The following is a 14109-nucleotide window of genomic DNA, read 5'->3' on the forward strand; positions in this document are numbered from 1 at the left end:
ACAACTGCGCATCAGGCTTGATTCAAACACGATTTCCGGCAAGGCTGGAGGTATGAATATGCAGCCTCCCAGCCGGTTCTCGGCAAGCGCAGCGCAGATGCCCGTGGCTTTCGACCGGCATGAGATGTCTCAAATCCTATCCGTTTACGGTCGGATGGTCGCCGCCGGGGAATGGCGCGACTACGGTATTTCCAACCTGCGCGACATGGCGGTGTTCTCGATCTTCCGGCGCACCGCGGAACACCCGATCTACCGAGTCGAAAAGCATCCGCGCCTGCGGTCGAGACAGGGAATGTATTCCGTCATAGGTATGGATGGCCGCATCCTGAAGCGCGGCCATGATCTGCGAGCAGTCCTGCGGGTACTGGAGCGCAAGCTGATCCGGGCCGTAAACCCGGATTAGAGCCTTTTGTGGGCTGTCACAGGCCCGTCACCTTGATCCATTATGCGGTGGATCGCCTGATCCATTGGCTCGAATACCACCGCCATATGGCTGGCGTTCGCATGCAGCAGCATGTTGTCGCCCGAAACCCAGGCCACATGCCCTTTCCAGAACAACAGATCACCTCGTTGCGCAGGGGTCCCTTCGATCACGGTATTGCCCAAAGCGCGCTCCTGATCGCCGCTGTCGCCGGGGCAAGGCAGGCCACAAGCCAAAAGCCCTGCCTGCACCAACCCGGAACAATCGATGCCGAACCGGCTGTTGCCGCCCCACAAATAGGGTGTGCCCAGAAACAGCTTGGCCACTTCGACCGGGTCGTCAGGCTTTGCGGTCATCGGCGCCGTGTGCACCTTTGGGATATAACCCAGTTCGGTTTCAACAAACCGGTCCGTCTCGGTCCTGGCTTGGATTCTGCTTCCGAAACTCAGCGACACCAGATCGCGGCTTTTGAAATCCGCTTCCTGGTAGGCATGCGTTGCAGGCGCCGTGATCCAATGGGTCGCAGGCGTATCCGCCGTCAGCTGATCTGTTCGCAACCAGCCGGTATACCCGTCTTTGTCTGCGATGACCCTGTTCCACCCTGACTTTGTTTCCTCGATCCGAACCGTATCACCGAACAACAATTGCCGGTCGCGTGGTCCGTCTGGGCTGCGCAGCAAATCGACAACGGGTGCGGATATGCGGTGGCGTGTCACAGTCCCAATATCTCTGGCAAGGCCGCCAAAACGGCACGTGGCCCCTGACCCAGACCGCCCTTGGTGCGCCCCGGCTCTTTGCTGGGCTGCCAGGAATAGATGTCGAAATGGATGTAGCGGCATGCGCCCACGAATCTGCGCAGAAACAGGGCGGCTGTGATCGACCCTGCAAACCCGCCCGACGGCGCGTTGTCCAGATCGGCGATGCCGGGTTCAATCATCGCTTCATAGGGCGTGTGGAACGGCATGCGCCAGACCGGATCAGCCGAAGCCTCTGCGGCATGCGACAGGGCAGACGCGCAGCGCTGATCATCGGTATAGAACGGTGCCAGATCGGGGCCCACAGCCACACGGGCGGCCCCGGTCAGCGTCGCCATCGAGATCACCAGATCGGGTTCACCTTCTTCAGCAAGCGCCAACGCATCAGCAAGCACCAGACGCCCTTCGGCATCCGTATTGTTGATCTCGACCGTCAGTCCCTTGCGAGAGGTCAGGATGTCACCAGGGCGGAAGGCATTTCCCGCAAGCGCGTTTTCGACCGCCGGTATCAGGACCCTCAATTGCAGGGGAAAACCCAGCTGCATGATCATCCGCGCCAACCCCAGCACATTGGCCGCGCCACCCATGTCTTTCTTCATCAGACCCATGGATGCGCCCGGTTTCAGGTTCAATCCACCCGTATCGAAACACACCCCCTTGCCGACCAGAGTCAGCTTGGGGCCGCTGCTGCCCCAATTCAGCTCGATCAGCCGGGGGGCCTGTTCGGCGGCGCGCCCTACGGTGTGGATCATGGGAAAATTCTGTTCCAGCAAGGCCGCGCCGCTGATCACGCTGCACGCGGCACCGAATTCGCTGGCCAGAGCCTCGACCGTCTGCTGCAACTGCTCAGGACCCATATCCGAGGCTGGCGTATTCACCAGATCGCGGGTCAGAACTTCGGCATTGGCCATCGTTTCGATACGGTTGGCGTCGACACTTTCGGGCGCAACCAGCGCCGCAGTTCCAGCGGATTGAGACGCGTAGCGGTCGAAGGCGTAGCCTGTCATCAACCAGCCCAAACACTCCATCTCCAGACGATCAGCGGGAATGCCGGACGCGATATGATAGGTTCCTTCGGGCAATGCCATGGCTACGGCGGCCAATGGGAACCTTTTTCGCGCGCGCTTGTCTGCTGTTCCATACCCGGCCAGCACAAAATCAACCGCGCCATGCGCGCCTGGCGCCAGCAGGGTCTGCCCCATCGCACCTGTAAACCCGTTTGCGGCAACCCAGGCCCGGACGGTATCCGGCTGGTCCTGCAACCAACTCTCCAAATCCGGCTGCGCAATCACATGAAGCGGTATGGACGGGTCAGAGGATGGGGCGAAGGACAGGGTCATGGGCGTCTCGGCTGATGGTTTCTGCGCACAGACTAGCCGCGCATGATCTGCCCGCAACCCCTGTCAGACGGAAAGGTCCTGCTGGTCCCAGACGGCGGTCAGCGATCGTTCGCCCACGCGGATCAAACGCCCAAGCGTCGCGCCCGCCGCAACGGCGTCACCGGCATCGACGGTGTGGGCCACGTCACCCGCCACCTGGGCCAGGGCCGTCATCCCGATCTGTTCGGATATAGCGACCAGTGACCTGGCGCATTTGCGCAGGTCCGCCCATTCGCGCCGACGCCAATAGCGTTCGCAGTTTGACAGGCGCACGGCAAGCTCTTCGACCGTGCGACACAGAACATCCAGCGCATTCTTGTCGCCAAGTTGCCGGTACAGCCCGCTTAATTGATCCGAGTCCAGACGGACGGATTCCTTGTGTTCAAGCGTGATAATCTTTTCCACCACATTCACCCTAGTTCAAACGCCCCCACGGCGCGGTGTTGATCCTGGCAGAAAATTCCTTTGCAAAACCTTGCAGGGAAACTGGATAATGGCTCGAATTTTCTTTGAATTCGGTTTAGATCATCCGTCAGCGACAAGAACGGGGACATTGAAATGGAATTTGCCAAACCTCTGCCGAGCTACCTTGTAAAACGGTATCACGGATGGAAGGCCACAACATATTCGGAAAACCAGGTTTGGTATCGCCGTCTCGCCGATGAAGGGCAACGCCCCCGCGCCATGGTCATATCCTGCTGCGACAGCCGGGTTCACGTCACGTCCATGTTCGGCGCTGACCAGGGCGATTTCTTTATTCACCGCAATATCGCCAACCTGGTGCCGCCCTATGCGCCGGACGGGGACCACCACGGCACCAGCGCCGCCATCGAATATGCCGTAACGGCGCTCAAGGTCGCTCATTTGATCGTGCTGGGGCATTCGCAATGCGGCGGCGTGCAGGGCTGCATCGACATGTGCAAGGGGCAGGCGCCGCAGCTGGATGCCAAGGACAGCTTTGTTGGCCGCTGGATGGATATTCTGAAGCCGAAATTCGAACTGGTCGCGGATATCGAGGACGGTGTCGAACAGGCCCGGCAGTTCGAACGTCAATCGGTTGTCGCTTCGCTGGAAAACCTGATGACCTTCCCCTTCGTCTCGTCAGCCGTTGATCAAGGCGCGCTGAGCTTGCACGGCTTGTGGACGGATATCGGCGCAGGCGGGCTTGAAAGCTATGACCCTTACCAAAAAAAGTTCGTCCCGGTTTGATAGCGGCAGAGCTGGAGATCCGAAACAGCAATGGCGGCTCGGATTCAGGGCTGTTTTTGGTATACTCCACTCATTACAAATGAAAATCGGAGCCTGCCATGAAAGTCATCAAGCGCATCTTCGCTGGATTGGTCGTTTGTATTCTGGTTCTGGTCGCGGTTTCCTATCTGTTGCCGGGAAAGGCGGAAGTTTCGCGTAGCATCGCGATCGACGCGCCGCCAAGCGCCATCTTTCCTTACGTGAATTCGATGCAGGAAACCGAAAAGTGGTCTCCGTGGCTGCACCGGGACCCCGAAACCAAATTGACTTATTCCGGCCCTGCCGCCGGGGTCGGAAACACTCTGAACTGGGCGTCGGATCACCCGCAGGTCGGTACGGGATCACAGGAAATCGTCGAAAGCGTGGAAAACCAACGGGTCAAAACGGCGTTGGATTTTGGCCCGATGGGTACTGCCACAGCGTCCTTCATCCTTGAGCCTGACGGGGCGGGAACCAGAGTGACCTGGGGGTTTGACTCGGATCTGGGCCTGAACCCCATGTCCCGCTGGATGGGGTTGATGATGGATACGTGGGTGGGCGAGGATTATGACCGTGGTCTGACCAATCTGAAAGCACTGGTTGAAAACCAAAGCTAGGCCGCTTGTTTGTATGGAAGCATGCGTCGGCGTGCTTGACCGAAGTCCTAGCCCAGTCGAAACCGGGCAAGCTTTCCCAGGTGATCGGATCCCATGAAGGGGCGCAGCTCAACCGTTCCGGTTGTGCCTTTGGGGAACAACAGGTTGTCTATCGGCAATGGGATTTTCCAACTGCCGAGGTTGTGGGTGTTCAGGACGGTTCCAAAACTTTGGTTGTTTGCGGCTGCTCCGATCCGTCTGACGCTTTCGCCCCAGGGGACCATATTGAAATCCCCGGCAATCAGAACCGGTCCTTCAAGCTGGCTGATGCGGTCGGCAATCACCTGGCTTTGCCTGGACTGGTCGTAAGGAAATGGCCAGTTCAGATGAACTGAAACAACCCAGACCAAGTCACCGCCGGGCGCTTTGACCTGTAACCCCACAAGCCCATAACCTTGCAGACAGAACTCGGAATTCTCGACAATCGGCAAGGTCGTCAGGATGGCGACGTTTTGTTCAGGACGGAATTCACAGATCGCCTGTTCGGGGTAATGCTCGAACAGATTGCTCATGTACTTGCGATTGTGGCTGGAGACTTCCTGCAAGGTCACGATCTGCGCGCCTGATTCAAGGATATCATCGGCCAGCGAATACCGGGGCCAGGCTTTGCTCATCAGGTTCTTCTGGTACAGCGTCAGGCAGGAGTCGTCGCAATCGTCCGAGGGTGCGGCAACGCTGGCCGCGATGGATCCGATGGCCACCCCGGAAAAGACCAAAGTGGCCAATGCAAGATATCTGGCGCGCATGAAAAGAAGAATTACCGCGCAGGGGAGAAGCAAAACACCAGCCTGAGGCCGGAGCAGAGCGATTGAATCTCCTACGGCAAAAACCTGCCCCGTAAAGCCAATGACGACCAGTATCATCAGAACGCATGTGCATCCGATGGTCAGGGTTCTGGCAATCCTGCGTCTGGTCGAAATGTGCATGCCCTGCCTCTTTTTCCCTGCACCGGGCAGTATTTTTTCCGGACTTCTGACATCCGCCACGAACAAGGTTCAGTTTTAGGTGGCAAGCGTGTCTGGTTTTGTCAACAGGTTGGCGATTTTCACCGGGCGCAAGACTGTACCCTAGCCGAGGTACATAGCGCAGCCATGATGGATGCGGGTGATGGACCGGAAGGTGCCGATTTGGTGGGAGAGGTGATCCGAGCCGGTTCTGCTGAGCGCATTGACGGGCCACCTCGGGCGCGGACTCACCTGTGACGTTGACTGCTGATCACGGTGGTAACGGTTCGTGTTGCGCGACTTTGTGCAAGTGCAATGGCGCTCAAAACCAAGGCACAGGCCACTGCTTGCGCACCTGTGATTGTTTCACCGAAGGCAAATACGCCCACGGCAAACATTGTCGGCAGTTCAATGCTGCCGATAACGGCCGTGCGCGATGCCCCGATGACAGGGGAACAGACGGTGTAAATCAGCTGGGGAACCAGTGCCGTCATAAGACCGATCCCGACGATCAGAAACCAGTCACTGCCGCCTGCTGGCAGGACTTCGCCAATTTCCGAAGAGATAATCAAAGGGGTTAGCCCGACGACCGACCCCAACGAAACCGACGCTATCCTGGCCAAAGGAGCAATTCGCGAAAGACGGTGTACAAGCACGCATATGCCGAAGCCAAATCCGAAAGGTGCAGCCAAAGAGACAAGCAACGTTGGAATCTGGTCAATCGGTACGGATGCCGGAGACCCTGCAATGCCTGCCGCAAGAACAATCAAACCGGCCGCAACAAGGCTGCGCCGCGTCGGCGGATCGGCGAATATCGCCCAAGCGATGATGATCGTAAACACCGGGTAGGTCATGTAAAGAACACCCACCGTTGATGCTGGCACTGTTTCAAGTGCGGTAACATATCCGACCCACCCAAGCCCCATGACTGCCCCCGCAGCCATACCCCAGACTAATTCCCGCCGGTTTGAACGATGCTTAAAAAGGGTGGGCAACAATAGGATCGCCGTCAAAATGTACCGATAAAACGCAACTGCGTAGGGCGCGAGTCCCTGGTCAGTGAGACCTCGGCTGAAATAGGGTACAAAGCCAAAACAGATGGATGCAAAGAACACTCCCGCCCCGGCAAGGGCGTAGGGTATTGGATCGTGCTTGGTTGATGTTGGCCGGCCCATCTTTGACACCTACCATGCAGTATTTCCGTTGGCATCAGCAACCTGACCGAACCGTCACGTCGTCTGTAAACCGGCTATTGGAAAACGCAAAAAAACCCGCTGAACAATCAGCGGGTTTCCTGGTTTTCAAGCTTTGACGAAAATCGGGATGTCAGCCCTTTTTCAGAACCTCGCGGCCCAGAAGTTCCGCGATCTGCACCGCGTTCAGGGCGGCGCCCTTGCGCAGGTTGTCGCTGACGCACCACAGGTTCAGACCGTTCTCAATGGTCGAATCCTGGCGGATACGGCTGATGAACGTGGCGAAATCGCCCGCGCATTCGACGGGCGAGACGTAGCCACCCGCTTCGCGCTTGTCGATCACCATGATGCCCGGTGCTTCGCGCAGGATGTCGCGGGCTTCGTCTTCGTCCAGGAATTCCTCGAACTCGATGTTCACAGCCTCGGAATGGCCGACGAAAACCGGCACGCGGACACAGGTCGCGGTGACCTTGATCGACGGATCGACGATCTTCTTGGTCTCGACAACCATCTTCCATTCTTCCTTGGTCGAGCCGTCTTCCATGAAGACGTCGATCTGCGGGATGACGTTGAAGGCGATCTGCTTCTGGAATTTCTTCGGCGGCACGTCTGTGGTGGGGTTATAAACCGCCTTGGTCTGATCCCAAAGTTCATCCATGCCTTCCTTGCCCGCGCCCGACACCGACTGATAGGTCGACACCACGACGCGCTTGATCCTGGCGCGATCATGCAGCGGCTTGAGTGCCACCACCATCTGCGCGGTCGAACAGTTCGGGTTGGCGATGATGTTCTTGTTCTTGTAGTCGTGGATCGCCTGCGGATTACATTCCGGCACGATCAGAGGGATCTCGGGGTCATAGCGATAGAGCGACGAGTTGTCGATCACCACACAGCCAGCCGCAGCCGCCTTGGGGGCATAGGTCTTGGTTGCGTCCGAGCCGATGGCGAACAGGGCCATGTCCCAGCCGGTGAAATCGAAGGTGTCGATGTCCTGGGTGGTCAGTGTCTTGTCGCCAAAGCTTACTTCCGTACCCAGCGAACGACGGCTTGCCAGCACGGCAAGTTCATCGACCGGGAACTGGCGTTCTGCCAGAATGTTCAGCATTTCGCGGCCCACGTTACCCGTGGCGCCGGCGACAACGACGCGATAGCCCATTTCATGTCTCCAAAGTTAAGGACGCGCGTTCATAGCCGCGTTGCAGCAAAGAAAAAAGGGTTTTCGGGTCAGATTTCGTCTGATGACACCGATTTGACGCGGCGCATCGCCTCAGGTGTCGGTCAAAAGCCGTTCGTAGAGGGCGACAAGGGTCTTTGCTTCGCGATGGATGTCGAAATTCTGCTCGACATGGGTGCGGGCGGCGAGGCCGGATTGCGCTAGGGAATCGCGGTTTTCCAGCATCCGGGCGGCGGCATCGGCCAATGCCGGGACATCGCCGGGCTCCACTACATGGCCCAATGACGGGTCGGTGACGATCTCAGAGAACGCACCGACATCGGTGGCCACGACGGGTACGCCGCAGGCCATCGCCTCCAACGGGGTCAGGCCGAAGCCTTCCCACCGCTGGGGTGCGATGAAGAGGTCCAGAACCTGATACCATTCGGCGATCTGGTCGACTGTAACCTCGGGCATGAAGAGGATACGGTCGGACAGACCCGCCACCGCGACCTTGTCTTTCAATTCGGACAGAAAGGTGGTGTGTTGTTCCGTGGCGCGGCCCATGACGATGCCATGCACATCGTCAAAGCGGCCACATAGGTCGATCATTGCATCCACAAAGGCGTCAGTACCCTTCTGGTGGCGGATGCGGCCATAACAGCCCAGCAGCAGGCCATCAGGCAGGCCCAACCGGGTGCGAACGGCCGTTTTATCCTCGGGCGAGGTAAAGTCCTGTAGGTTGATGCCATGCATGATCACCTGTGCATCCCGATCCAGATACCCGGCGGTTTTGCGCGAGGTTGCGACCACGGCATCCATCTTGTCGATCAGCCATTTGGTATAGCCCGTATGCGCCCGTTGCGACGCGCTGGTGAACACCAGTTTCAGCCGCAGCCGCAGGATGTTGCGCAGGAACAGACCCAACAGCATCTCGGTATTGCGGCGGGCGTGCCAGACGCGCAGGGTTTTGCGCGACAGAAAGGGTAGGCGGCCAAGCGGGATATGCGGGATATCGGCAGGCAGGCCCGGACCAGTGGCTGCAATGTCGATCCATTGCACCTGCAACGGCACCAGCCGCGCAATCGTTGCCGTCACGCCCGAAAGCCTGCGTTTGAGATTGGGGGCAATGACGCGCGGGTCAGACATGGGCTCTCCTGACGGGGTTAGCGTCAGTCGACGCTGTCCCGGCTGAATAGATAGATCACGCAGCCAATGGCAAGCGAGATGGCAAAAAAGCCGAATATCGCTGTGTAGGGTGCAGAGGGGCTGATGTCTACCGTGGCCGCGTGGACGCGCCCGGTGACAAATTGGGCGATGCCGACCCCTCCGATTCCGAAAAGGTTCAACAGGGTTACGCCTCGGCCCACCAGATGGGCGGGAACGAAGGCCCGACCATGGGCCATGATGACCGGAAAACTGGCCCCGGTGAACCCTATGATAGCCAACAGCAGAACGGACAGCCATGTGGCATGGTCGATCCAAACGCAAAGCAGGGTCAGCGCCACGACACCCAGCGCGTTGCCCGTGAAGATAACCCATTTCCGAGTGCCGAAGACGCGATCCAGCGGTCCGTAGACAAAGGTACCGACGATCATCGCAGACCCCATGACCAGAGTCGCGGTGCCGATCTGGGTGGTGCTGAGCCCGAAGACATCGTTCAGATACGGCCCGGCCCATAGCCCGCGCAGCGCGGCAGAGGGCGCATAGGCCACCAGCATCAAAGGCATGATTAGCCACAGTGCAGGCTCTTTCAGCAGGTCCAGAAGTGAACCCTTGTGTTCCGTATCAACCTTTGCTGGGTCACGCAGGCTCAGCCAAATACCCAAAGCAATCGCAGCAGATATCACGGCCAGCCCAACCATGGTGGCGCGCCATCCCATCCATTCGACAGCCAGCGCAGTCGGATAAGAGGCCACGAGATTGCCCACCGAGCCAACACCCAGCATGACGGCGGCCAGTGTCGCGAATTTCGCGGGCGGGTATTCGCGGGCAAAGATGAAGTAAGAAGCCATCAGAACTGGAGAGCACCCAACCCCGATCAGGCCCATGGCAATGCTGACATGCAACGGTGAGGTCGCGACCGCAAAAATTGCGGATCCTCCTGCGCCGCCAACCAGAAGAAGCGCGGCTGCGGTCAGCCTGGGCCCAACCTTGTCCAGCGCCCAGCCGACCGGGATTTGCATTGCAGCGAACACCAGAAACCAAAGGCCGGATGCAAAGGCCAGATCTTCGGGTGTAGCGCCGATATCGCGTTCAAGATCCAGGCTGAGCACAGCCAGAAATGCACGGAAAAACTGGCTGAGCACATAGCCCAGGCACAAAACCACCAAACCCGCCTGCATATCCCGCCTCTTTTCCGCTCATCCGAAAGGAATGCTTGGCACGCAATGATGCAACGCACAAGCATGTGTACTATGTTTCAAAAAGAGGACTCGGGCCGCATTCCGGCTATCATTGCCAGAAGTTTGATTTCGAGGGGGAAAATGAAAGACCTCCATTCCGCATTTTACGAAAACCTGCCCCTGCTGAGGGATTTCACCCGTCTGGCGGACCCGGCGCAGTTTTCGCCGGTGCCCGACGACTGGTTTCTGGGGGTTGCCGACATAGTCGATTCAACCGGCGAGATCGCGCGGGGACGATACAAAACCGTCAACACCGTGGGGGCTGCTGTTATCTCGGCGATGATAAACGCGATGGGCGGCAAGTTGTTTCCCTATGTCTTTGGCGGCGACGGGGCGGCGTTTGCGATCCCCCCCAGCGAAATTGAAGCAGCGCGGGATACTCTGTCAGCCATGCGGCGCTGGGCGGAAGAAGAGTTTTCCATGCCGTTGCGTGCGGCGCTGGTGTCGGTGGCGGATATCCGAAAAGCAGGCAGGGACTTGCGCGTCGCTCGTTTTGCGCCCTCTTCCGGGGTGGATTATGCCATGTTCTCTGGCGGAGGCTTGGCCTGGGCCGAAGCAGAGATGAAAGCGGGTCATCATATGATCGCGCCTGCCGAACCGGGTGCGCAGCCGGACCTGACAGGCCTGTCATGCAGATGGTCCAACAGCCCGGCGCGGCACGGTCAGATCGTGTCACTGGTTGTTGAACCCACTGCGTCGGCAACTGAACGCGACTTTGCCGACCTTGCGCAATCGGTTCTGTCCGCGTCAGAAGAGCTGGAGCGCGCAGGTCATCCGGTGCCGATGAATGGTCCGCCCATGACGTGGCCGCCCCCCGGCCTCGACATTGACGCGCATGTTTCGCGCAACGGGCGGAATTTGTTTCTGCACAAGCTCGTTCTTCTGTTTCAGAACCTGCTGATCGCGATATTGTTCAAAACAAGCAAGAAGCTGGGGCAGTTTGAACCCGAACATTACAGGACGATGGTCAGCAGCAATGCCGATTTCCGCAAGTTCGATGACGGCCTGAAGATGACGTTGGATTGTGACCCGGCCACTTTGCGACAGATCGAACACTTGCTGAAAGAAGCACGCGGGCGCGGCAAAATCCGATACGGTCTGCACGTGCAGGACGAGGCGATGATGACCTGTTTCGTCCCGTCGGCCACACGGGACGATCATGTGCATTTCGTTGACGGTGCCTCGGGCGGATACGCCCAGGCCGCAGCGGCCATGGTCCGTTGAACGTTCAGTCGGCTTTCCATCGTGCGGCGAGATCACGTGCCGTATGCGTCAGAAGCATCACATCAATGCCAACCGCCAGGAACTGTGCGCCCATATCCAGATATGCCTGACGGGCCTGGTCATTTGTGGCCAGAATGCCCGGCGCTTTGCCTGCGGCCTTGATCCGGGCCAGTGCATCCCGGATAACCGCTCGCACCTCGGGTGCCGCGCTGTTGCCCTGATGGCCCATATCGGTCGACAGATCAGCAGGGCCTATGAATACGCCATCCACGCCTTCAACATCCAGAATGTCGTCCAGAGCAGCAATTCCGGCGCGGGTTTCCACCTGCAACAACAGGCAAATCTCCTGATCTGCGGTCTGAATGTAATCTCCGACCGATCCGTACATCGTCGCCCGCGATGCCATCGCGCCCACGCCGCGGACACCGGCAGGGGGATAACGGCAGGCCCGAACCAGCTCTTGCGCCTGCTCGGCGCTTTCCACGATCGGAACCAGAATGGTCTGAGCACCCGCATCCAGAACCATCTTGATCAGCCAGGTCTCACCCACGGGAACCCGCACAACCGCATGAGAGTCGCTTGCCGCAAGCGCCAGAAGCTGGTCCCGGATCGACCGGATATCGTTTGCGGCATGCTCTCCATCGATTACCAGCCAATCAAAACCGGCGGTTCCCATCATCTCGGCCGCTATGGGCTCCGCAAAGCTCATCCAGCACCCGATCTGCATATCTCCCTTTTTCAGAGCCTGTTTGAACGCGTTCTGCTGCGCAGCCATACTGTTTCCTTTGTTGCAAAACCTTCGGCGCCACGTGGTCGCGAAAGCGGCCGTTTCCACATCTTCTTCCGTGGCGCGAAATTGTCCAGTTTTAATGCAATTTGGCGTCATCGGATCGACGGCGGCAAAGGCGCGTCACACAAGGGCGGCGGCGTCCCGGCGGTTCTTGTGCTTCAAACCGAAGACTGAGGGTTCCCTTGCGTAAATCACGGATTTCGGCGATAATTTTGGCATGACCGACGACCTCCCACTGACGTCGCGATCTTTGCCCATTGCGCTTTTGCGGGCGCGGGAAAAGGTTATGGGACCGATCCGAGCAATGCTGGCCGACGCCGGTGTCACCGAACAGCAGTGGCGCGTGTTGCGCGTGTTGAACGAAGAAGGCCCGCAGGAACCGACGCATATTGCCGAACGCGCCTGTCTGTTACTGCCAAGCCTGACACGGATATTGCAGAAACTGGAGCATCGCGGCCTGATCTCCCGACGATGCCACCCGGCTGACCGGCGTCGCCAGATTGTCGAGATCGGCGAGCGTGGCGTTCAGATTATTCACGCCAATCAGCCCGCCAGTATGGCGCAGGCGGAACGCATTCGTTCCCGCCTGGGGCCGGAAAAACACGAATTGCTGTTGGATCTTCTGAACGAGTTGAACGACCTGGATACCTGATACCGGCCGCAGAACATGGGTGTCATCTGCAAGGCCCCGCCGGAGATTTTAGGGGCGATCTCCGACGGGGTGGCCAGACTTGGATTTGGGTTAGGCCTGGCCTGAGGCCGGTTGCGTCACGCCTTGCCTGACGGTCCGGCCTGCGCATCGGAGTATATGGCGAGCCGGAAATGTGGCTCTGATTAGGGCCTTTTGGCCTTTTGGGGGAAAGGCCGTGCACCTTTGCTCTCCGAAACAGTCTTGGGCAATTGCCGAAGGAAAAACTGGCCCGCAAGGCATGACTTGGCGTCATTTTGGCCGAATGTTCCCGCATGTGCGGTGATTTGCTGCCATCGCACACCTCAAGATAGATGCGCCCCGCAATTCCTATTTAAGACCTAGCCCGACTTGCGCCAGAGCCAAGTTAATTTCCGATCTGTCCAAGTTCCGGTGCATCAATAAAGACGGATGTGAAACAGCATTGGAACGGCACTGGGCGTTCAGGTCAGAATTGAGCAGGTTCGCGCTGAAACAACTCTTGGATATTGGCGAAATCCAGCGTGCAATCCCGGCTTGCTGGCAGCTCTGGCGGGCGTAAGATGGCAGCGATGAAAAATTCAGGAACCACGATGTCAAACAGCCTGTTTTCCCTTCCCGATCCTATAACCATTCCTGTCGTTGGCGAGACGGCCGGGTACCCTGTCGGGCGCATTTTCTGCGTCGGGCGAAACTATGCCGCGCATGCAGCAGAGATGGGGAATGAGGTGGATCGCGATGCGCCCTTCTATTTCACCAAATCCGCGCCAAACGCAATCCTGTCCGGCGCGACGGTTCCGTACCCGGCGGGGACGAAGAATTACCATCACGAAATGGAGCTGGCGCTGGCAATCGGAAAACCGGTGTTTCGTGCCTCGAGTGCGCAGGCTTGGGATGCGGTTTATGCCTATGGCTGTGCGCTCGACATGACACGCCGCGATCTGCAACTCCGCGAGCGGGACAAACAGCGGCCTTGGGATCTGGGTAAGGACGTCGAAAACGGAGTAGTCTTCGCGCCACTGACCCCTGCCGCGGACTGGTCGCCGGACGATGGCAAACATATCCGGCTGAGCGTGAACGGCGAACTACGTCAGGACGCTACCCTGGAAGAGCTCATCTGGAAGATCGATGAAATCGTCGGCCATCTGTCCGGTTTCTACCATCTGCGCCCCGGCGATCTGATCCTGACAGGTACACCGGCCGGCGTAGGCCCGGTTGTGGCCGGCGAAATCATAACAGGAGAGATTGACGGGCTGGAGCCGATCAAACTGACCCTGACGGACGCGGAATAGGCC

The 14109-nt window shown here is 58.6% G+C and carries 15 protein-coding genes; 6 read left to right on the top strand and 9 right to left on the bottom strand.

Annotation, left to right across the window (positions count from 1 at the left end; all coding sequences use genetic code 11):
- The first annotated feature begins 52 nt into the window (after window positions 1-52).
- Window positions 53-403 carry a DUF2794 domain-containing protein gene (locus GOW09_RS06790; protein WP_117871396.1) on the top strand — a complete coding sequence of 117 codons (351 nt, stop codon included), beginning with the start codon at window positions 53-55 and terminating at the stop codon, window positions 401-403.
- On the opposite strand, the gene GOW09_RS06795 is transcribed toward GOW09_RS06790, so the two are convergent.
- The 3 genes from GOW09_RS06795 to GOW09_RS06805 all read right to left on the bottom strand — a co-directional run bounded on the left by GOW09_RS06795 (window position 400) and on the right by GOW09_RS06805 (window position 2969).
- Entirely contained in the window at window positions 400-1137 is a 738-nt protein-coding gene (locus GOW09_RS06795; protein WP_171116806.1) for a C40 family peptidase, read from the bottom strand. The genes GOW09_RS06790 and GOW09_RS06795 overlap by 4 nt on opposite strands.
- Window positions 1134-2516: a M17 family metallopeptidase gene (locus GOW09_RS06800; protein WP_171116808.1), complete on the bottom strand. Its 1383-nt coding sequence runs from the start codon at window positions 2514-2516 to the stop codon at window positions 1134-1136. Before GOW09_RS06800 ends, GOW09_RS06795 begins: the two co-directional genes overlap by 4 nt.
- 63 nt (window positions 2517-2579) lie before the next feature.
- Window positions 2580-2969: a hypothetical protein gene (locus GOW09_RS06805; RefSeq protein ID WP_171116810.1), complete on the bottom strand. Its 390-nt coding sequence runs from the start codon at window positions 2967-2969 to the stop codon at window positions 2580-2582.
- Between the two features lie 144 nt (window positions 2970-3113).
- Here GOW09_RS06805 and GOW09_RS06810 point away from each other — a divergent pair, with 144 nt between their 5' ends.
- Together GOW09_RS06810 and GOW09_RS06815 are read left to right on the top strand one after the other, a co-directional pair.
- Complete coding sequence (locus GOW09_RS06810; protein ID WP_152459543.1) at window positions 3114-3764, top strand: carbonic anhydrase; 651 nt, start codon at window positions 3114-3116, stop codon at window positions 3762-3764.
- A gap of 98 nt (window positions 3765-3862) precedes the next feature.
- On the top strand, window positions 3863-4399 hold the full coding sequence (locus GOW09_RS06815; RefSeq protein ID WP_171116813.1) for an SRPBCC family protein: 537 nt from the start codon (window positions 3863-3865) through the stop codon (window positions 4397-4399).
- Between the two features lie 47 nt (window positions 4400-4446).
- Here the strand turns inward: GOW09_RS06815 and GOW09_RS06820 are convergent, their stop codons facing one another.
- The 5 genes from GOW09_RS06820 to GOW09_RS06840 form a co-directional block, all read right to left on the bottom strand.
- Complete coding sequence (locus GOW09_RS06820; protein WP_171116815.1) at window positions 4447-5364, bottom strand: endonuclease/exonuclease/phosphatase family protein; 918 nt, start codon at window positions 5362-5364, stop codon at window positions 4447-4449.
- A 266-nt stretch (window positions 5365-5630) separates the two neighbouring features.
- Window positions 5631-6557, bottom strand: coding sequence for a DMT family transporter (locus tag GOW09_RS06825; protein WP_171116817.1), 927 nt, complete (start codon window positions 6555-6557; stop codon window positions 5631-5633).
- A 151-nt stretch (window positions 6558-6708) separates the two neighbouring features.
- Window positions 6709-7731, bottom strand: coding sequence for an aspartate-semialdehyde dehydrogenase (locus GOW09_RS06830; RefSeq protein WP_171116819.1), 1023 nt, complete (start codon window positions 7729-7731; stop codon window positions 6709-6711).
- A 111-nt stretch (window positions 7732-7842) separates the two neighbouring features.
- A complete protein-coding gene (locus tag GOW09_RS06835) occupies window positions 7843-8877 on the bottom strand; it encodes a glycosyltransferase family 4 protein (protein ID WP_171116821.1) in 1035 nt (344 codons plus the stop codon).
- A gap of 23 nt (window positions 8878-8900) precedes the next feature.
- Complete coding sequence (locus tag GOW09_RS06840; protein WP_171116823.1) at window positions 8901-10073, bottom strand: MFS transporter; 1173 nt, start codon at window positions 10071-10073, stop codon at window positions 8901-8903.
- A 141-nt stretch (window positions 10074-10214) separates the two neighbouring features.
- Between GOW09_RS06840 and GOW09_RS06845 the strand changes: the two genes are divergently transcribed.
- Complete coding sequence (locus tag GOW09_RS06845; RefSeq protein ID WP_171116825.1) at window positions 10215-11357, top strand: DUF3095 domain-containing protein; 1143 nt, start codon at window positions 10215-10217, stop codon at window positions 11355-11357.
- A gap of 4 nt (window positions 11358-11361) precedes the next feature.
- Here GOW09_RS06845 and GOW09_RS06850 read toward each other — a convergent pair whose 3' ends face one another.
- Window positions 11362-12132: an aldolase/citrate lyase family protein gene (locus tag GOW09_RS06850; protein WP_171116827.1), complete on the bottom strand. Its 771-nt coding sequence runs from the start codon at window positions 12130-12132 to the stop codon at window positions 11362-11364.
- Between the two features lie 232 nt (window positions 12133-12364).
- Between GOW09_RS06850 and hpaR the strand changes: the two genes are divergently transcribed.
- On the top strand, window positions 12365-12799 hold the full coding sequence (hpaR, locus tag GOW09_RS06855; protein WP_170345758.1) for a homoprotocatechuate degradation operon regulator HpaR: 435 nt from the start codon (window positions 12365-12367) through the stop codon (window positions 12797-12799).
- Between the two features lie 608 nt (window positions 12800-13407).
- A complete protein-coding gene (locus tag GOW09_RS06860; protein ID WP_171116829.1) occupies window positions 13408-14106 on the top strand; it encodes a fumarylacetoacetate hydrolase family protein in 699 nt (232 codons plus the stop codon).
- The last annotated feature ends 3 nt before the right edge of the window (window positions 14107-14109 follow it).

The organism is Ruegeria sp. HKCCA5463 (genome assembly GCF_013034175.1).
Lineage (GTDB): Bacteria > Pseudomonadota > Alphaproteobacteria > Rhodobacterales > Rhodobacteraceae > Ruegeria.